This window comes from Burkholderia sp. CCA53 (assembly GCF_001685525.1).
In the GTDB taxonomy this organism is placed as follows: Bacteria; Pseudomonadota; Gammaproteobacteria; order Burkholderiales; family Burkholderiaceae; genus Burkholderia; species Burkholderia multivorans.
The window spans coordinates 1,063,761-1,088,626 of the sequence record NZ_BDDJ01000002.1 but is presented as its reverse complement, the minus strand read 5'-3'; the positions used below and the strand labels follow the sequence as shown (position 1 = coordinate 1,088,626).

The window sequence follows — 24,866 nt, the reverse complement described above, 5'->3', positions numbered from 1 at the left end:
AACCCCGCCTTGCTGCAGCGTGGTTCATTTGACGGAACGCGATGTCGTCGAACTGGCCGCCCCCCCGGCTCGCGATGGCGCCCACCCACTCGCCAGCATGGTCGTTAGCGCATTGATGCTAATAAGCGAAAAGCTCAACTGCCAATATCATTAATGTTTATAGAAAACTTACAATTCGACGCCGTTTAGGTAGCCTGCGCGTTCCACGTCACCCCCTTATTGTTTCGATTTCACGAAAACAATCGACTCGTCCTCAGACTCATAATAAATCAACCCAGACTTGATGGTTGACACAATGATTCCTTTCTCAGGAATACCACTCGCAACAGCGCTAGATCCAGTCGCCCAGTCTTCATATCCGAGCTCATACCCCCTTCCCTCAAAGTCGCAAACAACAACGCCATCTACGCCATTTTCTACGAGGACAGAATCGCCAGCCCGAACATTTCGATTTCCACCGCAATATTTCACACCATCTCCTACCAGAAACCAATGGCTATATAAATATTTCGATGCGCCTCATACGCTCACCCCATAAACTCAGCATCACACATATGGATCAAAGTCAAACGAAGCGCCAGCCGCACCTAATTTACTAATTGTTCGTGCATCAAGATGAAATGCAGGCCGAAATCCCTCTTCATCCGAGGAGATCGACACCGACAGTTCGACATGCAAACCCTCAACCTGTCGAGACGGCCCCCGTATTTCTCCCCTCCTTCGTCGAGAGCCGCGTTAATTTTGTGCAACAAAAAATCATGACTATATTCGCTTGACTCAAATTTAAACAAACAAATATCTTCGCCTGTTTTTGGATCGACGCCGTTCAATTCAACGATCAGTTTCATATATGTTACTTCAACTTATATGTGGTTCCCGCAAAAATAGGGCTATTTTCACTCCTGCACATTAATCTCAACTCATCCATCATTGCACCCACACAAATCACATCTTGATATTTTCGCCTTCTTGCCCATCCAGTCTTGCTTTGCTTCATGTTCTCGTCCAGCAACGCCCGCGGATTTTAGTAGCGACCTGCCAAGTTTCTTATCGCATGGATCGCAATCGTCATTCCGAGGACATTCTTTTGTCGCGCTATCCGTCCGGGAATCGGTATCAATATCATCAGTTTTTAGAATCCCCATTCCCAGAAAAATTGCGAAAGATGCACCAGAAATCACCATCGTCCACCTGAGCGCGATGCTTCGCCACTCGCCGACCGAGCGCGTCGTATCATTTGCAAATCGCCATAACTATTTCTGCATTAAGCTATCTTTTAGCGTCGCAGCCTTCTCTCTCATCTTAATGTCACGAACGCGGGATCCAGCCAGCAATATGCCAAGGCCAAAGTGCGCCATTTCTCGAGAAATATCATCGGCCGCAGCGGCCCATCTCTTGAGAACGTCAAATGACTCCGTCACGTCGCCATTTCTTGCCACAAAGTCTGCGGCAGCCATTCGTAAAATCTGAGACTTGTAATAAACCCGATTCTCGTCAATCGTTGCAATTATCTTAGATATCTGCCCGCCGGAGTATTTTTGAATATCACCGGTGAAATTCACGAAGATCTTATCAATACCGGGCGCAGATATAGCATTATGGTCCGATAGCAACCACAAATAAATGTCAAAAATCTGTGGATCAATATTATTCTCAAGAAGTTGGCAATCATCCAAAGCCGTTAAAGCCGCCTGCAGAGATTTTTTGCTTCTAGATTTTACTGACCGCTTGACCTCATCAAGCAACATTTCCAACTCCATGACGATCTCCGTACTTCGCTGATCATCGAGATTCTCCAATGCAAACGAAGTTTAGCTAACGGGCCGCGAAGCCTTCATGAACAACTAAATCTCACCCAATAACATTGACATTTGAAGCTATTAGAAATATCACGTCCATATTGCAGGCGAGGCGGCTCCAGCCTTCCAAACAGCCCTTTGCTTGCACATGTCTTCACACAGCGGCCCCATCTCTCTTGGTAAGTCGGCCGTCCAAACATCGCAATAAGGAAAATAAAGGTAAGCAACAAAACAACAATCCACGGATAAAACTTCGGAAAACGATCCTTCATAGTCAGCCTCGTGATGTGCATGTAGCGTTTCTCGGATCCCCGCCAAAAAATAGAATACGACCAATCGCATTTCTCTGGGCACGCTTGCATGCAAGGCCAGAATCATCCGTCCGGCGATGTTTCGACATAGGATCGTCACCGCAGTAGCTGGCGCCGCAATGGAAATGCGTAACTCGATCGGGATATCCACACCGGCTCAGACGCACTGAGTAGCACATTCATTGGAGTCGTCACGATAAGGATATAACGCTACTCGCGTCCTCCGGATTTTCCAAAGAAGACCGCTAAAGCCGAGCAGATACACAAATAAATTACGGAACAAAGAACAAATAAGACGCCGCCACCCAAATATTCCTTTACTGGTTCATAAAAAAACGCAAGCGGCGCGAAAAACAAAATGTATAACCAAACCCTATCTACTCTTCCTCGCATTTTTTCTCCTCACCAAAAGCACACTTTGCACCCTGCTTAATTCCTTGCCATGCCCCCTGCACGATCAAATCGCGTTTGATTGAATCCTTTTTAAGGTCGACGCGCACCTTCAATTTTGCCGCGCGATTTGCCGTGTTAGCGGATTGATTAGATAGATTTCTAATGGCTTTTATGGATCTAATTACGCTCTTTCTAGTCGCCCCCAAACTAGGCGCCACGACTCCGACGGCGACTGAAACCCCCACATCTGACCAGTCGATTTTTACGCAATCCCAATCAATATCGGTTAGCGGACGCCCATCAACCCAATTATTTTTTGCTTGCCTGAATACTTGCTTTGCCCCTTGCATAGCAATTTCGACCGCCCCACCAAGCGCCCCTCTCCCCAAAAATGAAGCAGCAGCGATCAATGGAACAAATAGGCCTTTCGGATCGTAAGCAATGTTAGGCGCACTATCTGCATAGCTGTAAAAATTGATTCCACCATCAAAGGCGATCGGATCCTGATTGATATACCGCCCCACCATCGGATCGTAGTACCTGAACCGGTTGTAATGCAGCCCCGACTCCTCATCCCGGTACTGCCCCGGAAAACGTATCGGATTGTCAACAACACGCGTCAACCACCTCGCCGTACGTCCATACGCGCTCAAATCTGCCGCCCACACCACCTCGCGCTGTTCGTCGTACAGCTCCTGCGGCGTCCCCAGGTGATCCGTCACGTAATGCCACGCCTGCCCATCCGCCAGCCGCGTCAACGGTCCTTCATGATCCGGATGCGGCACATACGTCACCGCCCTGTCCTCATGCGACGTGCGCCCCGTGCGCACCTCCTGCATCATCCAGTCGCCGTCCCACATGAACAGCGTCGTCTGCTGCGCGCCGCCCGCCGGCGTGTGATGCTTCGCCACCCGCCGGCCGAGCGCGTCGTATTCGTACTCGCTTCTCGCGCCGTCCGCATGTTCGATCGCGATCAACTGGTGGCTGCCGTCGTACCGATACCGCGTCACTTCCGGCACTTCCGACGGCTCCTCGTACTTCGGCGTCCCCGTCAGCACTTCCATCACGCGCAGCAGGTTGTCCGTCCCGCGCTGGCTGCGCTTCTCCGCTTCCGTCAGCGCCGGCTTCGGCGGCAGCGGCACCGTCCGCGCGATGCGGTTGCCATGCCCGTCGTACGTAAAATCCACCGGACGATCCGGGCGCGTCTGCGGCGCAAACCGCAGCAAGCGATCGCCGCTCGCCTTCCACGCCTGCATGCCTTCCACGTTCGGCGCAGCAGCCAGCAGGTTTCCCGCCGGATCGTAGTGAAACGCTTCCGGCCCGCTCGCCGCCATCACGTGCGTCAGCCGCGACAGCGCGTCGTACCGATACGCCTTTTGATCCCGCCACGCATCGTCCAGCGTCGTCAGCTGACCGGCGGCGTCGTATGCCCACGCCCGCCATGGCCGCGGACGCTCCAGCGAGCGCCCGCGTTCATCGAGGTTCTGCCAGCGATGCACCGCGAGCAGGCCATTCGCGCCATACCCGAAGTGATGCGACGCCGGACCTTGCGTACGCCGGATTTCCCGATGCAGCGCGTCGCGCTCGAAACTCGCGAGCGGATGCTCGTCCAGCAGGACGCCATGCACGTACCCCGAGCCGTAGCGCTGCCAGACAAGCGAACCGACGTCCGGCACGTGCGTCCAGTCGCGATTCCCGATCGCGTCCACTCCGTGCGTAAGCCGCCAGACTCGTCCGTGGTGTGCCTGCACCTCCGCCGTGCGGCGCCCGGCTGCGTCGTATTCGTAAGTGACCTGCACCGGCGCGCGCCCGGGCGAGATCGCCTGCGCCTGCGTCAGCAGCCCCCGCTCGTCGTAGCGATAGCTCGCTTGACTCCCATCGCTCGAGCGTCGCTCCACAGGGCGACCGAGCACGTCGTAAGTCACATGCGTCGTGATCTGTCCGTCCTGGCCGTGATCGATACGCTCGACCAGTTCGCCCGCCGCGTTGTACCGGTAGCTCTGCCGACGGCCGTCGAAGCCGGTCTGTTCGATCAACCGGTTGCGGCTGTCGTAACGGAACGTCGTCGCCTCCCGGTTCGCATTGGTCAACTTCGTCAAACGGCCGATCGCGTCGTATCGGAACTGTTGCGTCCCGCCCGCCGGATCGACGATTTGCGTTCGCTGCCCATATCCGTCCCAGTCCACGCGCGTCACGCGCTTGAGCGGATCCGTATGCGCAACCGCGCGGCCCGCTTCGTCGTATTCGACCTTCCACCAGCCCATGCCGGCCGGCTGCACCGCCGTCACGCGCGCAGACACGCTGCCGCTGTGGTGGCTCACCTGACCGAGCGCGTCGGTAGTCTCGGTCAACTGGCCGAACGGATCGTAGTCGTAGGTCGTCGTGTGTCCGGAGCAATCGGTGCGCGCCACGAGCTGGCCCGCGTCGTCCCATTGCATCTTCGTCACGTTCCCCAGTGCATCCGTGCGCGAGACGGGCAAGCCATTTTCGTAGGCGTAACGCGTCACGTTGCCGAGCGGATCGGTTTCGCTCGTCAGGTGACCGTGCCCATCGTAGCCGCGCTGCCAGATCTGCCCTGCCGGGTCGGTAATCTGTTCCGGGAGGTTGTGCTCGCCATAGCTGATGCGCGTGACGTTGCCGGCCGGATCGATCATCGACGTCGGATTGCCGCGCGCGTCGTTCACGATCCGCGTCGTACGACCGAGTGCATCCGTGTAGCCGGCCACGCTCCCCGTCTCGTCGAAATGCGTCTGCTCGACACTGCCGTCGGGATGCACGATCTTCTCGACCGCCCACAAGCCGTTGTAGTGATATTCGGTCGTATGCCCGAGGCCGTCCGTCACCCGCGTTGCGCGCAGCGACGGCAGGTAATCGAAGCGCGTCTCCCGCGTGACGACCAGCTGCCCGCCGGCGCTTTCGGTATAGGCGTAGGTCCGCAGGCAGTACGCATTCGGGGTGTCGTCGCTCCACTCCGATACGTGCGTCGCGCCGGCCGGCGTGCGGTAGGTCGTCAGCAGATGGTTGTCGTAGCCGTAGCGCCACGTCAGGTTCTCGCGATCGGTGGCCTCGACCAGATCGCCGTGCTCGTCGTACACATAGCTCGTCAGGTGCAGCGGCTGATTGCCGACACCCTGGTCGAGCAACACGCCCGTGATCCGGCCAGCATCGTCGAGCGCGCAGCGCACGGTATGCACATTGTTGCGAACTGTTTCCAACCAGCCCTGTGCCGTATAGCCGAGCGTCAGGCACTGGCCGTCGCGCGTCGCGATGCGTTGCAATTGCCAGCACGTCGCGTCGACCGGGTGACGGCCGTAATGCTCTTCGACGCCATTGCCGAAACGCAGCGCATAGGTGGCGCCCGACGCGTTGTCGTCACCGCGCATCAGCGTGAACTTCTCGATCGGATGGAAGTGCGCTTCGCCCGCGTCCAAGGCCGGAAACTGCAACTGCCGCCCATCCGCGTCGAAGTAGATCAAGCCTGTCGCGCTCGTGCGCACTTCCGTCGCGTACGGCAGCTTCCACGCCACACCCAGACTCCCGCGGCGCTGATCCGCGCTGCGGTAGCTGCGGCTCCAGTCGATCGATACGCGGCCCGGCAACGTAAAGTCCGTATGCGACAGCACCTTCTGCCCCGTCGCCAGATCGACCGGGTTCGCGCTGACGGCCTTCTTCGCGCACTCCGCGCAGTCAGCTTCGGTCACCGGCGCGAGGCCACCGGCATTGCCGTTCGTCATGCTGATCGTCGGCGCCTGCAGGTAAATCGCCGTGCCTTTCAGATGAATGCCGGACTCGTCGATCGTCACCGTGCCGCCCGGCCCGATCAGTTGCGTCTGTTTCGCGCCCGACAGGCTGCTTTCGCCCGTATCCGCCATGCGCAACTGGTTGGCGTTCGAGCTCGATACCGGTGCGGGCAGTTGCGGCGCGAAGTCGGGCGACGGCTCGATCGGATTCGCCTGATCGGCGGCCACGGCATCGCCCACCGCGTTGCCGCGCACGGTCAGCGTATAGGTGTGCCCGACATCGGCCGTCCAGTCCTGCACGACGCGGTCGGTGCGGCTGCGGCCCACCGTGCTTGCCATCTGCAGCCCGACGTTGCGCAGGTACAGCCCGCCGACGTTGACGTTGTAGGCCATTCCGACGTTGAACATCGCGCCCATGCCCACGCTCTTCACCGACGCAAGCGTCACGGTCTCGAACTTGTAGCCGCCGGTCGATAGCGTCCAGTGTCGCCCGATCTGATCCGTTTCATCGTGGCCGATCCGCTTCGTGCGGTCATGCCCGACCGTGTGCGTTTCGTCGGCCTCGATCACCGCATCAAGATTGCGCTCGGCCTGGATCCAGACCTGCTCGGCTCCTTTCTTGTCCTCGAAGCGGATCGCATTGGCGTTGCCGTATCCGCCTCCCTTGGTCGAGCGCGTCAGGATCCCGCTTTGCGTCGCATGGGCCGGGAGCGCCCACGGCGGCATCGTCATCGCGTTGTAGACACGCCCCGTCACGATCGGGCGATCGGGATCGCCGTTTTCGAAATCGACGATGACTTCGGTGCCGACCCGCGGAATATGAATGCCGCCGAAGTTGCTGCCGGCCCACGGATAGGACACGCGCACCCAGCAGGACGAGTTCTGATCCTTCACGTCGGATCGGTCCCAATGGAACTTGAGCGTCACCTCGCCGTTCTTGTTCGTCCAGATCTCCGCGCCCGGCGGGCCCGTCACGATCGCCGTCTGCGGGCCGCGCGTACGCGGTTTCCTGATCGTGCGCGGCGGACGAAATACCACGTCGGACGGCTGTACGGTGAACCTGCTGCGAATCGCGTAGGCGGAGAAGCCCGTCGTCTCGCCGGTTTCCTTCACGTCCAGCTCCGACGCGACCACCAGATACTCGCGGTTGGCGCCCGCCATCGGATGGCCGGCCAGCACGAACGTCGTGCCGCACACCACGTTGCGCAGGTTGCCCTCGCCTTGCGCGCGTGTGCCCTGCGCGTGAATCTCCTCCATGCGCACTTGCGCGAATGCCTCGCCGTCCTCCGTTTCCGTATAGTCGCCCGGCCATTCGTAACGTTCGAGCTGGTTGTGCGCCGTCTCGCGCGGCAAGCTGTTCTGCGCAGTCAGCGTCGCGCCCGGCTTCTCGAAATCGAAATCGTCGGTGGTCCAGACGCCCGATCGCAGGCGCTCCGTCGCCTCGAAGCGATCGACGTGCTCGCGGTCGATCTTCCGGCCCGGCGGGTAGTACTCGAGCGTCTGATACGCGACGCTTTCCACGCTCCGATAGGCGCCCGGACCGTCGACCAACACCAGGCGGTGCACGCCTTGCGAGTGTTCGAAGAACCACGCGATGCCGTGTTCTTCCATCAAGCGCTGGGCAAACGCGAAATCGGATTCGCCGTACTGGACCTGATAGCGCAGCGGCCTGTAGGTGCGGCCAACGCGCATCTCGAACGAATACCAATACGAACCGAAGACCTCGCGCAGGATGTCGAGCACGCTCTTCCTCTGGAAGATGCGATAGTCGGTCCGCTCGCGCGCCAGCGCGAGCCACGGCTCCAGCACGACGCGGTAACGGCACTGGCGATTCAGTTGGTCCACGTAGCTGGCCGCCGTCACGATGCCGCTGATTTCTCGCGTACCGGCGCCCCGGTTCGCCGCGCCCGCCTGGCCGGCCATCCCCGCGACGAAGCTGCCCATCCCGTCCAGCTGGATCGTGACGGTCAGTTCCTTGCCGAGCATCGCCTTGAGATCGAGGTTGGCCAGCATCTCGGCCGGCAGTCGCGGATCGGCGGGCGTCGTCAGCCAGAGTTCGTACGTGTACGGCGTGGAAAGCTGTTCCGTGCCCCGCATCGCGCTCAGGTGCAGCATCGCGCCGATGCCTTCGAGGTCCGGCAGCGCCGGGCCGCTGACCGAGAAGGTCCGGTTCGTCGTGAAATTCACCATGCGTGCTGGCCCTCGACCGCTTGATCGTTGTTATCCATTACCGACTGCATGAACCGCGTTCCTCCCCGCGTCAGGCTGCGCTGCGCGTCCCCATCCGAACCGGCCAGCGCATCAGCTCGCCGCGCTGCGGCGAGCGCAGCACGGACTGAGTAAAAGAATGTGTCGAAACGTGACGAGCGACGTAGTGCTCGAGGATCACGCCAAATAGAAAAGGGCTCGCGCCGTCAAAGCCGGCCTCGTCCACGGTCAGCACGCATTCGATGCCTCGACCGAACCGCAACGGGCCGTGGCCGGGCAGTTTCTTCGTCACGGGACGCGTCTCGACACGGATCAGGCTGTCGATCTGTCGGCGGAAACGCGCGTCGTCGGCAGCGGCAAACAAAATCAGAATGTCGCGTAGCGCGCTTCCGTCCTGAGTCTCCAGCCTGCCGTAGTCGAGGTTCAGCTGACCGATCAGCCGCCATGCCGCGTCTCCCTGTGCAAGCGGCGCACGTGCAGCGCTCGGCGCACGGACGAGTTCCGTTCGCCTGACGGGCGCGCTGATTTCGACAGTCAGATCGTTCGCACCGTCGGGCTCCAGCAAGCTCGGCAGATCGCTGTTCGTCAACCATGCATCCACCGACAGGTATTTCATGGCCTGCGGATAGGATTGCTCATCTTCATCGACCAGTGAAACGAACACGTCGGTACTCACGTATGGCGTACGAGCGCCGTAGCGACGGTATGACGTCTTCGCCGTTCCGTGCTCGCGGCGGATCGTGAAATAGCGCCCGTGATCGGCTTCATTGTTCAGCAGCGCCCGGTACAGCGGCCGAAACTCGAGCGATGCAGCTCCTTTGCTGACGAAGCCATGCAACGCCTCCACCGCGAACACCTTGTAATCCGAGCCGTTCTGCCTGTCGGGCTGCACGAGAATTTCGGCGCCCGTGCCCGGCACCTCGGCGGGATCGCTCGTGCGGCGAAACAGGTTGATGACCGGCGTACAGAAGAGGGCGAAGCGGGAAGCGTCGACGTGCTCGACCAGCGAACCGTCGAATCGATCCAGCAGCACGACGATCTCGGCTTCGCGATCGGTCAAATATCGCAATCCCGCATTCAGACCGGTCAGCGTGAAAAACCAGAAGCGCGCGGGACACGTCGCATATTCGTGCAGCAGGTTATGGCCATGAAACTTCGTCCCGACGAGCGGCAGCAAGCTCTCGTCGACAGCCAGCCCCGTATGCTCGATGGCGCGATCGCGGACAACGCCGAATGATCGGTTCGAATCGGCGAAACGATTCGGCATCCCGATCACGGAAGCCACGGCGCCAGCGTGGATCAGCTCGAACAGCCGCGATGCGACGCGCTCGTCGCCTGCCAGGTAGACGGACAACCGATCGAGACCGCGCAGCTCATCGAAGCGCGCTTCGCCGGTGGCACGGAGCCTGAGACGCAATGCGCCGCGAATCGGCCGGTCGGCTGCGCCATAGCGCTCTACCGATGGAATGTCCGGCGGCACGCCGGTCAGGCGCGCCGAAACGATCTCCAACGGATACAGCGTCACATCGAGACCGCTGCGAAACGTGCAGGGCGTGCGCTCACCATCGGGCACGCGGCTCGTGAACGTCGTGCCGCGAGGGACACGAAAACCCTCGAGCAAATTGCCTTGCTGTTCGTCGGGATAGAGACGCGCTACCGCGATCGATGGCGTTGGGGCGACGTAGTTCGGATAGACCGTTTCGAGCAGCCGGCTGCTCAGCAACGGGAACGCGGCATCCAGTTTCAACTGCAGCCGGGCCGTCGTGAAACTCGCGGCTTGCACCAGACGCTCGACAAAGGGATCGGCAATCTCGCCGGCATGCAGGCCCAGCCGGCGCGCAATCTTCGGATGCGCCTGCGCAAACTCCTCCACCAGCTCCTTGAAATAGAGCAGTTCTCGAGAGTAGGCATCAAGCAGATGAGGGTTCATGGCACGCGCAATCCGGGTTCCACGCCAAGCGTTCGACGGCATCGCTGTCGGCAATGTGTCGAATGCTAGTCGCAAAGACCATCTCAAAAAATCCCTGGCGGAACCGAGAAGTCGGATCGACATCCCGCATCGGCGATGCGTGTTTTCGAGATATAAACCGTTGTCCTGATCATTGCATTGACAACGTGATCCGCGGGCAAGTCCCTGCGCGCGTGCGCGTCGCTCAGGGATCTCTTGAAGTTCGCTGCTTGTACCATCGTGCAGATGCACGGGTCGCGAATGGTCGGAAGCGCCGCATCATGCAGCGCTCTTTTAACTTGAGTATGAAAGGGAGAGACGCGGCGTCCGCCGCTCAGACGATCCGCAGCGCGCCTTCGCGCCCGAACGCATGCCGTGCCTGGATCAGCGTCGTGCGCGCGGCACGCGCGTCGCTCGCGACCTGCAACAGCGGGCCGAGTTGCGACGGCTGCTTCAGCAGCTCGCGCAGAATCGGCAGGATGGCGGTGCTGCCGTCGTCGCGCAGCCCGGCGGTCGCCGCGCGCGGCAGCGTGCGCCACGCGGGATCGACGATCGCGCGGCACACCGCGAAAGGCACGCCACGCGCCGCCGCGAACGCAGCGGCGATATGCGATTCCATGTCGACGGCGAGCGCGCCCTTCGCGCGATGCAGCGACGCCTTCTCCTGCTCGGTGACGACGGGTGCGGTGACGGCCGCGATCGCACCGCGAGACACGCGCGTCCATACCGGCGTGTCGTGCAAGGCGACGACGAGCCGCGCGCTCCAGTCGGCGTCGGTCTGCACGCGGCCGAACGGCCCGTCGACCGCATCGGCGACGACGAGCCCGCCCGGCTTCAGGTCAGGGGCCAGACCGCCGGCCGTGCCGAAGCTCACGATGCCCGCACAGCCGCGCGCAGTCGCTTCGGTGAGCGCACGCTCGAGCCGGTCGGCCCGCGCGGCGAACACGGCCTCGACGCCGTCGCCGCGCGCGATGCGCGCCTCGAACGCCATGCCCGTCACCGCGATGACGGGCAGCCCGCCGCTCTGCCGCGATGCCATCCGCGTCAGATCCCGACCGTGACGCGCGTCGTGTTGTCGCGCTTCAGGTTGCGGTAGCGCGCCAGCGCCCACAGCGGGAAGAACTTGCGATAGCCGTGATAGCGCAGATAGAACACGCGCGGGAAGCCCGTCGCGGTGAAGCGCGCTTCGTCCCACAGGCCGTGCTCCTTCTGTTCGGCGATCAGGTAGTCGATCCCGCGCTTGACCGCCGGATTGTTGACCTCGCCGGCCGCCATCAGGCCGAGCAGCGCCCATGCCGTCTGCGATGCGGTGCTCGGTGCGGGCTCGTAGCCGCGGTAGTTCAGCTTGTAGCTGTCGCCGTCCTCGCCCCAGCCGCCGTCCTTGTTCTGAATCGACAGCAGCCATTGCGCGGCGCGCTTCACGCGCGCGTCGTCCGGCCCGAGGCCCGCCGCGTTCAGCGCGCACAGCGCCGTCCACGTGCCGTACACGTAGTTCATCCCCCAGCGGCCGTACCAGCTGCCGTCCGGCTCCTGCTCCTTCAGCATGTAGTCGAGCGCGCGGCGCGCCGCGTCGCTGGTCAGCGCGGTTTCGCCGAGCTGCGACAGCATCGACAGACAGCGGCCCGACACGTCGGCCGTCGGCGGATCGAGCAGCGCGCCGTGATCGGAAAACGGGATGTTGTTCAGGTAGTACTGCGTGTTTTCCGGCTCGAACGCGCCCCAGCCGCCGTCGCTGCTCTGCATGCCGACGACCCACTCGCGCGCACGCGCGATCGACTCGCGATACGTGTCGGACTGGTTCAGCTTTTGCGCGCGATCCATCGCCATCGCGACGACGGCCGTATCGTCGACGTCCGGGTAGTGCGGGTTCGCGTACTGGAACGCCCAGCCGCCGGGACGCACGTGCGGACGGCGCGAGATCCAGTCGCCGCGCACGTCGAGGATCTGCAGCGGACGCAGCCAGTCGAGGCCGCGCACTGCCGCCTGCTCGGCGCGCGGATCGCGCGTCTCGAGCAGCGCATGCGCGGCGAGCGAGGTATCCCAGACGGGCGACAGGCACGGCTGGCAATAGGCTTCGTCTTCGTGCACGACGAGCAGCTTCTCGATCGACTTGCGTGCGATCGCGCGATTCGGATGATCTTCCGCATAGCCGAGCACGTCGTACATCATCACCGCGTTGGCCATCGCCGGATAGATCGCGCCGAGGCCGTCCTCGCCGTTCAGCCGCTCGTCGACGAACGCGACGGCCTGACGAATCGCGCGCTCGCGCGTATAAGCCGGAAACAGCCCGTCGACCGCGCGCAGCACGTGATCGACCGCACGGAAGAACGCGAACCAGCCGGCGCTCTGGTGACCCTGGCGCGGCAGCAGGCCCGCGTTGACGGGCGGATCGATGAACAGCTCGTCGATGCGGACGCCGCGCGGATTCTTCGCAAGCGGACGCTTCGCATTCAGCACGAGCAGCGGCACGATCACCGTGCGCGCCCAGTACGACACCTTCGACAGATGGAACGGGAACCACTGCGGCAGCAGCATGATCTCGACCGGCATCATCGGCACCGCGCGCCACGGAATCGCGCCGTACAGCGCGAGCTGAATCCGCGTGAACACGTTCGACATCTCGGCGCCGCCCATCGCGTGGATCGCGCGGCGCGCGCGCTGCATGTGCTCGGCGTTTTCGTCGTCGCCGATCACCTTCAGCGCGAAGTACGCCTTCACGCTCGCGCTGATGTTCGGCGCGCCGTCGGTAAACAGCGGCCAGCCGCCGTCGGCCTGCTGGATCCGGCGCAGATAGCGGCCGATCTTCTGTTCGAGCTCGAGATTCGGCGTCTCGCCGAGATAGTGGACGAGCAGCACGTATTCGGCGGGAATCGTCGAATCGGCTTCGAGTTCGTAGACCCAGTGCCCGTCCGCGTTCTGCGCGGCGAGCAGCGCGTCGGTCGCGCGTGCGACGGCCGCATCGAGCTCGGCCGGCACGGTGCCGGCCGACAGGGTAGCCATATCGGTGAGATCGTTCATCGGTCCCTCTCTTATTGTGTCTGGAGCGCATCCGCGGCCTGCTGGCCGGAACGGATCGCGCCCTCGATCGTGGCGGGCAAGCCGGTGGCAATCCAGTCCCCCGCCAGCACAAGGTTGGTCCAGCGCGTACGCACGGCCGGACGTTTCATTTCCTGCGACGGCACCGCCGCAAATCCCGCGCGCGGCTCGACGACGAGCTGCCACGGCGGGACTGCCGCCGCGTTCGCGCCCGTCACGCGCGCCACGTCTTCCCACAGCCGCCGCGCGAGCGCCTCGCGCGGCAGGTCGAGCCAGCGGCCGGCATCGTGAACCGTCGCCGCGAGCTGGCCCTCGCCGGTGCGCACGGCATCGGCGACGCCGTTGATGACGGTCGTGTCAAGCGGCGCGCCGGGCGGCGGCTCGGCCGCGAAATAGGCGGTCGCGACCGCGCCGAACGCGTCGGGCGCGGCCAGATCGGGCACGAGCGGCTGCGCAACGTCCGGCGGCACGGCCAGCACGACCGCGTCGCCCGGCGCGAGATCGATTCGCTGCCCGCCGGCCGCGAGCGCGTCGACCGCGTTGCCGCGCGCGCCGAACTCGAGCGCATCGAGCCGCGAGCGCAGCCGGATCTGCGCGCCGCCGTGCTGCAGCATCCGCAGCGCCGGTTCGACGAACGCGCTACCGAGCCCGTGCCGCGCGACGAGCGGCCGGCAGCCGGGGCCGCCGGCCGCGAGCGTCCCGCACAGCGCCGCGCGCGCCAGCTCGGCGGTCGCATGACGCGGCTCGACGTTCAGCACGCGAAGAAAATGCGGCCGCAGCCAGCGCTCCCAGAGCACGCCGTCGCAGCGCATCGTCTGCGCGAGCGAGCGGCCGGTGCGCGCGAACGCGAGCGAGGCGAGCGACGCGTAGTCGAGCGGCGTCGTGCCCGGTGCGCGTGCGGTCGCGTCGAACAGCCACGACGGCCAGCGCCGATTCCCGAAGCGCAGCGTCCAGCGCTGCTGCGACGCGAGATCGACGACCGGAAATTCGGACGACGACGGGCCCGTCAGCTGATCGGCCGCGCCGATCGTGCGCAGATAGCGCTGCGTCGCCGCCTGCCCCGCGAACACGCGATGCAGGCCGCTGTCGACCGTCGTACCGAGCGTCGAGTCGAACCACGAGCGGCAACGGCCGCCCGCATGCGCGTGCGCGTCGTGCAGCACGATGCGCCGCCCGCGACGTTGCAGCTCGACGGCGGCCGACAGGCCCGCGAGACCGGCACCGATCACGTGGACGGTTCTGGGCATCGGCTCAGAACAGCGCGTAGCGCGCGGCGATCATCAGCATCCGCGCCTTCGGCTTGCGCAGCGGCGCGCGCGGTGCCGCAAAGCCGCGGGCGACCGCCGCCTCGAGAATGCAGCGATACGCGCCCGACATGATCCGCGGCGCCTTCACCTGCGCGCGTGCGCAAGTGTCCATCACCGCATCGGCCAGCCTGAAATGTTCGAGCGCGCGTTCGACGAGCGTCGCGCACACGCGCGGCAACGCCGGGTCGCGGGCGATCGTGGCCGGATCGGAAATCGCGATCCCTTCGCGCTGCAGCAGTTCGCGCGGCAGATAGCAGCGGTTGATCGCCGCGTCGTCGTCGATGTCGCGCAGGATGTTCGTCAATTGCAGCGCGCGGCCGAGGTGGTGCGACAGCTTGATGCCTTCGGCTTCCGGCATCCCGAAAATTCTCACCGACAGCCGGCCGGCCGCGCTCGCCACGCGGTCGCAATAGAGGTCGAGCGTCGGCTCGTCGGGCGCGCAGATATCCTCGGCGGCGTCCATCGCCATCCCGTCGATCATCGCGTGGAAGTCGTCGCGCTGCAGATTGAATGCGCGGATTTCGCGTTCGAGCGCGACCAGGTGGCGCGGCGGATGGCCGGCGAAGCACGCGTCGATGTCGGCGCGCCAGCGTTCGAGGCCCGCGGCGCGCTCGGCGCGCGGCAGGTCGCTGTCGGCGATATCGTCCACCGCGCGGCAAAACGCGTAGACCTGGAACATCGCGTCGCGCTGCACGGCCGGCAGGATGCGCATCGCGAGGTAGAAAGAACTGCCCGATGTGACGGCAGCGGCGTCGGTTTCTTGTTCGTCCACGACGAGATTGGAAACGGCCAAGACGAGCTCCACGGAGACACCCGCGCGGGGCGATTGAAGAAGCGATGCCCGGCTGGGATGGTCAGGCGGCAAATGCGTGCGAGATAGTCGAACGATCGACGCAGACAGGCACAAATTACCGGCCGGTTGCCGGAATTGGGCAAAAGTATAGCAATCTTTGAAGATCGATGGCGGGCGGTTGCTGCCGCGCGCGCCAGCCGGAAAGCCGCGCCGCAGCGGGAGCGGCCGGCAAGGCCGGCGCCGCGGGGGCACCGGCATGCGGCCCGGCGAATCGCGCGGCGGCCGCCGCGTCAGCCGTAGACGATGTCGCGCTGCAGATCGAGCGCGATCAGCCCCATTTCGCGCGTGAGCTGCAGCATCGCACGGCGCTCCAGGCGCGACCCCATGAAGCTCGTCACGCGGCCGTCCGGTTCGGCCGTGAACTGGAACACCGCGCCGCCGGTGCCGAACCACGCGCCCGGCACGTCGGGCGATTCCGCCCAGTCGATTTCCTCGAACACGCGCGCGATGCCGGCGCGCACCGCGTCGCTCGCGCCGATCGGCGGCGCGACGTCGCCGAGGTCGTCGAGCGAGTAGGGGCCGGGCTTGTCCGGTTTCCGGTAGAAGAGATAGTCGACGTTCATCGGTGAAGCAGCGGAAGACGGCGGGAAAGCGTCAAACTAACGCGCTTTTCCGCAAATTTGAATCAGACTCGCACGAAATTGTGGCCTTCGCGAGACATTCGGGGCAGCATCGTCGTCGCGCAGGCGACTGCCGGCGCGCGCAGTGCGGCGGCCCGCTTGCGGCACGCCGCGTTCGTCTAAGATGACGCTTTGTCCTGATAAAAACGCAGATCCATGGAGACGAACGTGACCGCCCCCTCGCAGTCCGATCACCCGGTTTTCGTGCTCGTGCACGGCGCATGGCATGGCGCGTGGTGCTTCGCGCACGTCGCCGCCGCGCTGGCCGCGCGCGGCCATCTGTCGATCGCGCGCGATCTGCCCGCGCACGGCCTCCACGCGCGCTTTCCCGCGTCGTATCACGTGCGGCCGCTCGACAAGGACGCGTTCGGCGCCGAGCCGTCGCCGGTCGCGAACACGACGCTCGACGATTACGCGACGCAGGTGATGCAGGCGGTCGACGACGCATACGCGCTCGGCCGCGGCAAGGTGATCCTGGTCGGCCACAGCATGGGCGGCCTCGCGATCACCGCAGCTGCCGAACGCGCGCCGGACAAGATCGCGAAGCTCGTCTATCTGGCCGCCTTCATGCCGGCCGCGGGCGTACCGGGCCTCGACTACGTGCGCGCACCGGAGAACCGCGGGGAACTGCTCGGCCCGCTGATGCTCGCGAGCCCGCGCGTTGCCGGCGCGTTGCGGATCGACCCGCGCAGCGGCGACGCCGACTATCGCGCGGCGACGCGCCGCGCGCTTTGCGACGACGTCCCGCAGGCCGATTTCGACGCGGTGGCGAACCTGATGAGCTGCGACGTGCCGGCCGCGCCGTTCGCGACGGCGATCCCGACGACGGCCGCGCGATGGGGCGCGATCGAGCGCCACTACATCAAGTGCCTGCAGGATCGCGTACTGCTGCCGGCGCTGCAGCAGCGCTTCGTCGACGAAGCCGATGCGTTCGCGCCCGGCAATCCGACGCACGTGCATCAGCTCGACAGCAGCCATTCGCCGTTCATGTCGCAGCCGGCCGTGCTCGCCGGCGTGCTGGCCGACATCGCGAAGCACTGACGGACCGACCGACTGATCGACCGCGCCGCCTACGCGTAGCCGACCGAGCGGTCGCGGCCGAGCCGTTTCGCGCGATAGAGCGCGGCGTCCGCGTCGTTGACGAGCGCGTCGCATGCGGGCTGTCCGAGTTTCGCGCACGCGGCGCCGACGCTCGCCGTCACCGCGACGCTGACGCCTTCTGCGTCCACCGTCGTGCGGCCGATCGCGTCGCGCACCTTGTCCGCGACCTGCAGCGCTTCGTCGAGATTCGTGCAGGGCAGCAGCAGCGCGAATTCCTCGCCGCCGAAGCGGCCGAACGTATCCTGCGCGCGCACGATCGCCGCGACGCGGCGCGCGGTCTCGCGCAGCACCGCATCGCCGACCGCATGGCCGAAGCGGTCGTTGATCGCCTTGAAGTGATCGAGATCGAACAGCAGCATCGACAGATCGCCGCCGTAGCGCTGCCAGCGCGCGAACTCTTCGCCGAGCCGCGTCTCGAAGTAGCGCCGGTTCGCGATGCCGGTGAGGCCGTCGCGGTTCGCATGCTCGCGCAGCTTCGCGACCGCCTCTTCGCGCTCGCGCTGCATCACGCTGACGTGCGTGACATCCGAGATCGTCACGCACACCGCTTCGACGTCGCGGCCGCGCGTGAGCGGCATGAACGTGCAGTCCTGCTGCATGTAGTCGACGCCGCCCGTGATCGGCCGATCGTGCTCGAAACGAAACAGATAGGGCCGCTGCTCCCACGAGCTGAACGCGAAGCTGCCGAGCTGGAACACGCTGTCGAGCTTGCGCGTGAGCCACGCGCGCGGCAGGTCGGGGAAGCAGTCGAAGAGGTTGCGGCCGATCACGTCGGCGGCCGGCACGCCGCTGTGGTCCTGCATGAAGCGATTCCACATCAGCACGGTCATCCGGCGATCGAGCACGAACAGCCCGAAGCCGACGCGCTCGATCACGAGATCGCTGAGCGACGCGCGTTCGGTCGTCATAGCGCGGACAGCAACGCGTCGAGCGCGTCGCCCATCAGCCGGATCGAGTCTTCGGCCATCAGCATCACGAAATGTGCGCGAAACGCGTGATCCTCGAGACCGAAATTCACTTCGAGCAGCAGCGCGACGCTCCATGCGAGCACGGTCGGCTGGAACACGTCCTCGAACGACACGTTGGTGCCGAGCAGGCCCGGCGGAAAGAACACCGGCTTGCGGCCGAGCTCGTCGAGAATCGACGCGACGCATGCGCCCATCAGCGCGTTCGCGACGTCGAACACGAGTTCGTCCTGCGTCGCCATCCCGCCGTGCGTGCCGCCGCCGAAGGTGCGCTCGACGAGCGACATCAGCCGCCCGACGCCCGCGCTGCGGCAGAGCACGATCGCCTCGCCCTTGATGTCGGACCGGAAACCCTGGCGCACGGCGGTCACGTTGTCGTCGATCCCCGTCATCTCGCGCAGCGCGCGTCCCGCCTCGGCCGCATGGACGACGCGCACGCGCGGCACCGACAGTTCGATGAAGCGGCCCAGCAGCACCGCGAGCCGTGCCGCGGCGCGGCCCATCGCGAGATTGGCGATCTCCTGCAACGCGTCGCGTTGCTCCGCCGTGAACACCGAGTCAGGCATACAACCCATACTCCTTGAGAATGGGCAGCAATGCCTCCGACGTCACGGGTTTGGCGACGAACGCGATCGCGCCGAGCTCGCGGACGCGCGCTTGCGCCTGCGGCTGGATGTCAGCGGATACCACGATCACGAACGTGTTCATATCCTCGTGGCGCAGTGTTTCGAGCACCTGATAGCCGTTCATGTCGGGCATCGTCAGGTCCAGAAACATCACGGAAGCTTTGCCGTCACGATAGAGCGCCAAGGCCTCTCGACCATTCGCTGCATACGCGACATCGACGTCCCAGTCTCCCGGCAAGGCTTTCGCCAACAGTTTGCGCGCAAGCAGCGAATCGTCGGCAATCACAATCGGCAAGGACATGGCAGTGAAGCGAAATACGGAATGGTCTCTCTCGCGTTAACGACTTTCCGGAGCGCTTCTTGAGCGCCGGACGTCGCGTACGCGGCAGCCGCCGGTGCGGCACGAAGGCAGCGCCGCGCATAAGAGCGACGCGCCGCGCGGCGGATACCGGCGGGCGCATATCTATCTGTCATAGGGAAAGCAACGCGCGATTCTCGGAGTAAACCGAAAGCACCGCAACTCGCCATTTTTACTGCTTCGAACAGAATCGATTCAGCCGTCGCCTATTCCGAAAACACTCGCGACCATTTTTGACACGAAGACGCAAAATTTTTCTTTGTGTACGTTTGCGCTTCCGGATTCGTCGCGTTTTCAATCTGACGATTTGCTTCGCGCGATATGCTTGCCGCCGCGGCTGTCGCCTTGCGCACGGATCGCCGACGCAACTCGTTTATGATGGCAGGCACCTCTGCAAGACCCTCCTACCGAATGACGTCCGACCGGCCCGCCGAATCCCGTACTCCCGTCACCGCTCCCGCCGACGACTGGCAGGACGACGGCAACTACGCATCCGGTGCGCCCGAACACGACTTCGCGGTCCGCCGCATCACGTTGATCGTGCTGCTCGTCGCGGCGATCGTGCTGCCGTGCATCTATGTGGTCGTGATGGCTTACAACGACCTGAAGGCACGCGAGGCGGCCGCCAGCGACGTGACCATGCGCACCGTGCGCGTCGCCGAGGAACATGCGCTGAAGGTCTTCGACCTGACGGAAACGCTCGACGCGCGGATCGTCGATCTCGTGCAGGACATGAAGGACGCGACCGTGCGCAACGAGGAGGCCGACATCCATGACGCGCTCAATACGATCGCCGGCGGCTATCCGCAGGTCGCGGCCGTGTCGATCTTCGGCGCAAGCGGGATGCTGCTCGCGAACTCGCTTTATTACCCCGCGCCGTACGCGTCGATCGAGAACCGCGAAGACTTCATCGGCATCCGCGACGGCCGCGTGATCGAGCACATCTCGAAGCTGATGATGGGGCCGCTGAAGCTGGAGAACATTCCGGTATTCAACACCGGCATCGCGCGGCGCAACAGCGACGGATCGTTCGCGGGGATGGTGTCGATCGCGCTGAAGTCGTCCTATTTCAACGCGTTCTACCGCGATTTGCTCGGCGGCGCGAAAACGCCGATGACGATGGCGCTCGCGCGCTCCGACGGCGCGGTGCTCGCGTCGTATCCGCAGTTGCCGTCGGCGACGCACACCGATCGCGAGGCGACGTTCGGCAACCCGCACAACGATCCGCGCGCGGGCGTCGTGCGCGTGCATCACGGCGGCAGCGGCAGCGAGATCGTCGCGTACCGGCAGGTCGGCAGCTATCCCGTCTATGTGATTTGCACGTATCGGGCGTCCGCGATCTGGCGCGAATGGTACGAGCATCTGAGCGTGCTGTTCCTGTCGATGTTCGCGCCGTCGATCGCGCTGTGGTGCGTGATCTGGCTGTCGCTGAAGCGGCTCAAGGCCGAGGAGCGCGCGTGGGAACGCTGGCAGGCGGAGGCGTCGATGCGGCGCTCGATCGAATCGGCGTACCGGCAGTCGCGCAAGATGCAGGCGCTCGGCAACCTCGTCGGCAGCGTCGCGCACGACTTCAACAACCTGCTGATGATCATCTCGAGCAACGTGCAGATCATGCGGCGGCGCAACGCCGAGCATCTCGACAAGGAGCTCGGCGCGATCGAACGCGCGCTGAAGAACGGCCAGTCGCTGACGCGCCAGCTGCTCGGCGTCGCGCGCAAGCAGCCGCTGCACAGCGAGACGATCGACGTCGGGCAATGGCTCGGCTCGTGCCGCGAACTGCTGAAGACGTCGCTCGGCTCGAAATCGTCGCTCGTCGTCGCGATCGATCCGGGCGTGTGGCCGATTCGTGTCGACGTCGCGGAGCTCGAGCTCGCAGTCATCAATCTCGCGGTGAATGCACGCGATGCCATGCCGACCGGCGGCCGCTTCACGGTCGGCGCGCGCAACGTGACGCTGCGCCGCGAGGACGGCTTCCCGCTGACCGGCGATTTCGCGCAGCTGTCGTTCGACGATACGGGCTCGGGCATGGCGCCCGACGTGCTGTCGCGCGCGTTCGAGCCGCTGTTCACGACGAAGGCGCACGGGATGGGCACGGGCCTCGGGCTGCCGCAGGTATTCGCGTTCTGCGAGCGCTCGGGCGGGCTCGCGACGATCGACAGCGCGGTCGGTGCCGGCACGTCGGTGCGGCTCTATTTGCCGCGCGCACGGGCCGAGGACATCACGACGCGGCCGCCGGCCGCCGCGCACGTCGCGCCGCACACCGGGCTGCACGTGCTGCTCGTCGAAGACAACAGCGAAGTCGCGGCCGGCACAGAAGCATTGCTGTCGCTGCTCGGCCACCGCGTGACCTATGTGGCGACCGGCGACGACGCGCTGCGCCTGATCGAAAGCGCCACCGACGACAACGCGTTCGACCTCGTGATCTCGGACATTCACATGCCGGGCCGCCTCAACGGCATCGATCTCGCCGAGGCGATCGACAAGCGGCCGGAGAAACTGCCGGTGATCCTCGTCACCGGCTATGCGGAGGAGCTCGACCGCACGCGCAGCGTCAACGTACGCGTGCTGTCGAAGCCGTTCGACATCGCGCTGCTCGACGCGATCCTGATCGAGATCCGCGACGGGCGCGACGAGCAGCACCCACGCCCGTGACGACGGCCGGCGCCTGACGGCAGCGGCCGGGCGCGCCGCACGGCGACCAGGCGGACTTCACTTCTTCAGCAGGCGGACCCAGTCCGCGTAGCGGTCGACGAAGCCCTGCAGAAACTTGCGCGTGTCCTCGTTGACGATCTTGCCTTCGTCGTCGATGCGCGTCGGATCGTGCTTGATAAACATCTCGGGCTGCCCGAGCAGCTTCACGTCGAGATACGAGAGCACGTTGCGCAGATGCTGCTGCGCCAGCGCGGTGCCGGTCGCGCCCGGCGACGTGCCGAGCACGGCGCCCGGCTTGCCGGCCCACGAATTCGAACCCCACGGGCGCGAGCCCCAGTCGAGCGCGTTTTTCAGCACGCCGGGAATCGAGCGGTTGTATTCGGGCGTGACGATCAACAGCGCATCGGCGGCTTCGATCGACTGCTTGAACCGCTTCGCGACCTCTGGAAAATCCGCGTCGTAATCCTGGCTGTACAGCGGCAGTTCGCCGATCTCGACGAATTCGAACGACAGGTCCGACGGGGCGAGCGAGATCACGGCATGCGCGAGCGCGCGGTTCCACGAACCGCGACGCAGACTGCCGACGACGACCGCAACACGATAGGCCATGGTGTTCTCCTTCCGGTAAGTGAGGAATCGAATCGATTGATTCCGGGCAGGCGGCAAAGGTCTGTTTATAGGCAGGCCAGCCCGCGAGCCGCCCGGCCGGGCCATCCGGCCGACTTTCCACAAGGTTTTCCACAGAAATTGTGGATAACTCTGGGTGGAGCGTTGGGCGAATGGCGGCTCGGTGCGTCGCGGGAAGCTGTGTGCGACGCAAGGCTTGGGGAAGCATAGCGCAGCGCGGGGGTTCGGGGCGGGAAAGCGAGACGGGGTGGGACGGGACGGTGCTGGGGTGCTGGGGTGCTGGGGTGCTGGGGTGCTGGGGTGCTGGGGTGCTGGGGTGCTGGGGTGCTGGGGTGCTGGGGTGCTGGGGTGCTGGGGTGCTGGGGTGCTGGGGTGCTGGGGTGCTGGGGTGCTGGGGTGCTGGGGTGCTGGGGTGCTGGGGTGCTGGGGTGCTGGCGCTGGTGCTGTGCCGGCGGTCGGACGCCGCAGAGCGTCGGACGAGAGACGTGGAAATCGCTGCGCCCCGCAAGTCGTCGGCCGGGGCGCGGTGACGGGTGCGGGCTTGGCGTCAGACGCGACGCCCGCTTGGCTCTGTGATGCTCGCCGCGAAGGCGCCGCACCCGTTCACGAACGGCGCTCGCCGCTTTGCGTTTTCCTCGTGGCACTTTTCGCTCGCGCCGATATCGAGGTTGACGTCGGGATTCGTCGACGTATCGCGCTTGTGCTTCAGCCCGAGCGCCGGGCACCCGAGCGACGCAGCGCGATCGCGGCGGCCGCGCCGATCTGCACGTGCGGCGGGAAGCGTGCGAGCCGCAGCAGTCCGCCACCGGCGACACAGCCGAGCGCACCGGGTGCGTTATCGTGGACCGGCACGGCGTTCCTGCGCTGTGCCGCTGCCTGCGATTCTGGTGAAGGCAAACCGGCGCCGGCCAAAAAAGAAAAATAAATCGACAAAGAATTATTCGAAAAGCGCGCGCACGGCTTCCGGCGGACGGCCGATGGCGGCCTTGCCGCGGTAGACGACGATCGGACGCTGCAGCAGGATCGGATGCGCCGCAATGGCCGCATACGCTTCCGCGTCGGTCAGTTCGGCGCGACCGAGATCCAATGTCTTGTACGGCTGCTCGCCGTCGCGAAGCATGTCGCGCACCGGGCGACCAAGTTGACGATGCAGCATCTCTAGTTCCTCAACCGTCGGCGGCGTCTTCAGATACTCGACGACGTTCACCGGCGCACCGGTCGTGTTCAACGTCTCGATCAACGCGAGCGTCTCGCGGGACTTCGAGCATCGGGGGTTGTGATAGATCGTGATCATCGTTTCAGCGTGGATGGTGGAGGCCAGTATTGTAGCGAGTCCGACGGTGCGGGTTTTGATGGCAGAGGAAAGGGGCGATGTGGCGATGTTCGCTTTTGATGCGCGGCGGACCCGAAGCAGGGAGCGGCCAGTGGTGAAATCGGGAGGGCTTTATGCGCATAAAGGCATCGCAGAAAGATGGGAGCGCGGTGGACCGCCGTGCAGACGCGGCCGGCCTTGGGCAGATCCGTGGACTCATCCTTCACATAGCGGCTCGCCGGATTTATGCGCATATAAGCCACCGCAGGACCGAGGCGAAGGCAACTGGATGAGCCCACGCTCAAGACTTCGGAGGCACGCATCGTTTGAATAGCAGGGCAGGGACTTTATGCGCATAAAGAGCCCGCCGATGAGAGCGCGGTCACAACAACGGTCCCGCCAGATCGACACTGGGTACCACGCGTTTCCACTGCGTACAGATTCGCGACAGTCGCAACCGGGACCGGCCGGCCGGCGGCGCAGTAGCTCTATCCGCCGGCAGACGATGCACCGGCCCGGCCCGCATTGGCTCCAGGAGCGACTCCGTCATCAATCGATGGCCTTTCCCTGGGGCATCCCGTCGACTTTATGCGCACAAACCGCCTCACGCCGACATGTCGACGGCTGCCCTGCAATGCTCCGGCCACCGGGGCGAAGCAATCAGGACCGCGAACACGCGAGCGAACGCAAAGCAACGGCCGCCCGCCTACAAGCGCAGGGACTTACCGACGCAGCGACCTACCAGAGCAGTGACCTACCAGAGCAGTGACCTACCAGAGCAGTGACCTACCAGAGCAGTGACCTACCGGAGCAGTGACCTACCGGAGCAGTGACGCACCAGAGCAATGACCTACCAGAGCAGTCGCTTAGCAACACCGCGGCCTGCCGATGCAGTGCCCTACCATCGCGAGTCTGAGCAGCCGAGCTCACCGGTTTATGCGCACAAAGTCCGGCCCAGTTCGCTCAAGGAGCCTCTGATATGCAAGATCGAACCCTGCGCAACTGCGCTT

The 24,866-nt window shown here is 64.2% G+C and carries 16 protein-coding genes and 1 pseudogene; 2 read left to right on the top strand and 15 right to left on the bottom strand.

Annotated elements, in window-relative coordinates; translation table 11 throughout:
• Nucleotides 1–1,253: 1,253 nt before the first annotated feature.
• The 9 genes from BCR55_RS21330 to BCR55_RS21295 all read right to left on the bottom strand — a co-directional run bounded on the left by BCR55_RS21330 (nt 1,254) and on the right by BCR55_RS21295 (nt 16,158).
• Nucleotides 1,254–1,760 carry a hypothetical protein gene (locus BCR55_RS21330; RefSeq protein WP_139094070.1) on the bottom strand — a complete coding sequence of 169 codons (507 nt, stop codon included), beginning with the start codon at nt 1,758–1,760 and terminating at the stop codon, nt 1,254–1,256.
• A 129-nt stretch (nt 1,761–1,889) separates the two neighbouring features.
• Entirely contained in the window at nt 1,890–2,261 is a 372-nt protein-coding gene (locus BCR55_RS32670; protein ID WP_139094069.1) for a hypothetical protein, read from the bottom strand.
• Nucleotides 2,262–2,487: 226 nt separating this feature from the next.
• Complete coding sequence (gene tssI / locus BCR55_RS21325; protein WP_065495839.1) at nt 2,488–8,433, bottom strand: type VI secretion system tip protein TssI/VgrG; 5,946 nt, start codon at nt 8,431–8,433, stop codon at nt 2,488–2,490.
• A 70-nt stretch (nt 8,434–8,503) separates the two neighbouring features.
• A complete protein-coding gene (gene tssF / locus BCR55_RS21320; RefSeq protein ID WP_065495835.1) occupies nt 8,504–10,381 on the bottom strand; it encodes a type VI secretion system baseplate subunit TssF in 1,878 nt (625 codons plus the stop codon).
• A 352-nt stretch (nt 10,382–10,733) separates the two neighbouring features.
• Nucleotides 10,734–11,438 (bottom strand): phosphorylase, encoded by a 705-nt coding sequence (locus BCR55_RS21315; RefSeq protein WP_065495832.1) that lies wholly within the window; start codon nt 11,436–11,438, stop codon nt 10,734–10,736.
• 5 nt (nt 11,439–11,443) lie between these two features.
• Nucleotides 11,444–13,417 (bottom strand): squalene--hopene cyclase, encoded by a 1,974-nt coding sequence (shc, locus tag BCR55_RS21310; RefSeq protein ID WP_006409820.1) that lies wholly within the window; start codon nt 13,415–13,417, stop codon nt 11,444–11,446.
• An 11-nt stretch (nt 13,418–13,428) separates the two neighbouring features.
• A complete protein-coding gene (hpnE, locus tag BCR55_RS21305; RefSeq protein WP_006404657.1) occupies nt 13,429–14,682 on the bottom strand; it encodes a hydroxysqualene dehydroxylase HpnE in 1,254 nt (417 codons plus the stop codon).
• Between the two features lie 4 nt (nt 14,683–14,686).
• Nucleotides 14,687–15,535 (bottom strand): presqualene diphosphate synthase HpnD, encoded by an 849-nt coding sequence (gene hpnD, locus BCR55_RS21300; RefSeq protein ID WP_053298070.1) that lies wholly within the window; start codon nt 15,533–15,535, stop codon nt 14,687–14,689.
• Between the two features lie 290 nt (nt 15,536–15,825).
• Nucleotides 15,826–16,158, bottom strand: a complete 333-nt coding sequence (locus BCR55_RS21295; protein ID WP_006397539.1) for a hypothetical protein — start codon at nt 16,156–16,158, stop codon at nt 15,826–15,828.
• Between the two features lie 213 nt (nt 16,159–16,371).
• On the opposite strand from BCR55_RS21295, the gene BCR55_RS21290 reads away from it, so the two are divergent.
• A complete protein-coding gene (locus BCR55_RS21290; protein WP_006404653.1) occupies nt 16,372–17,256 on the top strand; it encodes an alpha/beta fold hydrolase in 885 nt (294 codons plus the stop codon).
• A 29-nt stretch (nt 17,257–17,285) separates the two neighbouring features.
• Here BCR55_RS21290 and BCR55_RS21285 read toward each other — a convergent pair whose 3' ends face one another.
• From BCR55_RS21285 to BCR55_RS21275, 3 genes are read right to left on the bottom strand one after another with little or no spacing between them, the layout of a single operon-like run.
• Nucleotides 17,286–18,224, bottom strand: a complete 939-nt coding sequence (locus BCR55_RS21285) for a GGDEF domain-containing protein (RefSeq protein ID WP_006404652.1) — start codon at nt 18,222–18,224, stop codon at nt 17,286–17,288.
• Complete coding sequence (locus BCR55_RS21280; protein WP_035488064.1) at nt 18,221–18,847, bottom strand: chemotaxis protein CheC; 627 nt, start codon at nt 18,845–18,847, stop codon at nt 18,221–18,223. The genes BCR55_RS21285 and BCR55_RS21280 overlap by 4 nt, the downstream gene beginning before the upstream one ends.
• Nucleotides 18,840–19,208: a response regulator gene (locus BCR55_RS21275; protein ID WP_006397543.1), complete on the bottom strand. Its 369-nt coding sequence runs from the start codon at nt 19,206–19,208 to the stop codon at nt 18,840–18,842. Before BCR55_RS21275 ends, BCR55_RS21280 begins: the two co-directional genes overlap by 8 nt.
• Nucleotides 19,209–19,676: 468 nt before the next feature.
• On the opposite strand from BCR55_RS21275, the gene BCR55_RS21270 reads away from it, so the two are divergent.
• Nucleotides 19,677–21,917, top strand: a complete 2,241-nt coding sequence (locus tag BCR55_RS21270) for a hybrid sensor histidine kinase/response regulator (protein ID WP_006404650.1) — start codon at nt 19,677–19,679, stop codon at nt 21,915–21,917.
• A 57-nt stretch (nt 21,918–21,974) separates the two neighbouring features.
• Here the strand turns inward: BCR55_RS21270 and BCR55_RS21265 are convergent, their stop codons facing one another.
• The 3 genes and pseudogenes from BCR55_RS21265 to arsC form a co-directional block, all read right to left on the bottom strand.
• Entirely contained in the window at nt 21,975–22,526 is a 552-nt protein-coding gene (locus BCR55_RS21265; protein ID WP_006404649.1) for an NADPH-dependent FMN reductase, read from the bottom strand.
• Between the two features lie 667 nt (nt 22,527–23,193).
• A pseudogene (locus BCR55_RS32660) lies at nt 23,194–23,369 on the bottom strand (NfeD family protein); the annotation flags it as partial.
• A gap of 112 nt (nt 23,370–23,481) precedes the next feature.
• Nucleotides 23,482–23,838 (bottom strand): arsenate reductase (glutaredoxin), encoded by a 357-nt coding sequence (gene arsC / locus BCR55_RS21260; protein ID WP_065495830.1) that lies wholly within the window; start codon nt 23,836–23,838, stop codon nt 23,482–23,484.
• Nucleotides 23,839–24,866: the final 1,028 nt, after the last annotated feature.

Excerpts from the sequence above, each read along its gene's own strand:
- BCR55_RS21330 (WP_139094070.1), bottom strand. The coding sequence starts at position 1,760 with ATGGAGTTGGAAATGTTGCTTGATGAGGTCAAGCGGTCAGTAAAATCT.
- tssI (WP_065495839.1), bottom strand. The coding sequence starts at position 8,433 with ATGGTGAATTTCACGACGAACCGGACCTTCTCGGTCAGCGGCCCGGCG.
- tssF (WP_065495835.1), bottom strand. The coding sequence starts at position 10,381 with ATGAACCCTCATCTGCTTGATGCCTACTCTCGAGAACTGCTCTATTTC.
- BCR55_RS21315 (WP_065495832.1), bottom strand. The coding sequence starts at position 11,438 with ATGGCATCGCGGCAGAGCGGCGGGCTGCCCGTCATCGCGGTGACGGGC.
- shc (WP_006409820.1), bottom strand. The coding sequence starts at position 13,417 with ATGAACGATCTCACCGATATGGCTACCCTGTCGGCCGGCACCGTGCCG.
- hpnE (WP_006404657.1), bottom strand. The coding sequence starts at position 14,682 with ATGCCCAGAACCGTCCACGTGATCGGTGCCGGTCTCGCGGGCCTGTCG.
- BCR55_RS21295 (WP_006397539.1), bottom strand. The coding sequence starts at position 16,158 with ATGAACGTCGACTATCTCTTCTACCGGAAACCGGACAAGCCCGGCCCC.
- BCR55_RS21290 (WP_006404653.1), top strand. The coding sequence starts at position 16,372 with ATGGAGACGAACGTGACCGCCCCCTCGCAGTCCGATCACCCGGTTTTC.
- BCR55_RS21285 (WP_006404652.1), bottom strand. The coding sequence starts at position 18,224 with ATGACGACCGAACGCGCGTCGCTCAGCGATCTCGTGATCGAGCGCGTC.
- BCR55_RS21280 (WP_035488064.1), bottom strand. The coding sequence starts at position 18,847 with ATGCCTGACTCGGTGTTCACGGCGGAGCAACGCGACGCGTTGCAGGAG.
- BCR55_RS21275 (WP_006397543.1), bottom strand. The coding sequence starts at position 19,208 with ATGTCCTTGCCGATTGTGATTGCCGACGATTCGCTGCTTGCGCGCAAA.
- BCR55_RS21270 (WP_006404650.1), top strand. The coding sequence starts at position 19,677 with ATGACGTCCGACCGGCCCGCCGAATCCCGTACTCCCGTCACCGCTCCC.
- BCR55_RS21265 (WP_006404649.1), bottom strand. The coding sequence starts at position 22,526 with ATGGCCTATCGTGTTGCGGTCGTCGTCGGCAGTCTGCGTCGCGGTTCG.
- arsC (WP_065495830.1), bottom strand. The coding sequence starts at position 23,838 with ATGATCACGATCTATCACAACCCCCGATGCTCGAAGTCCCGCGAGACG.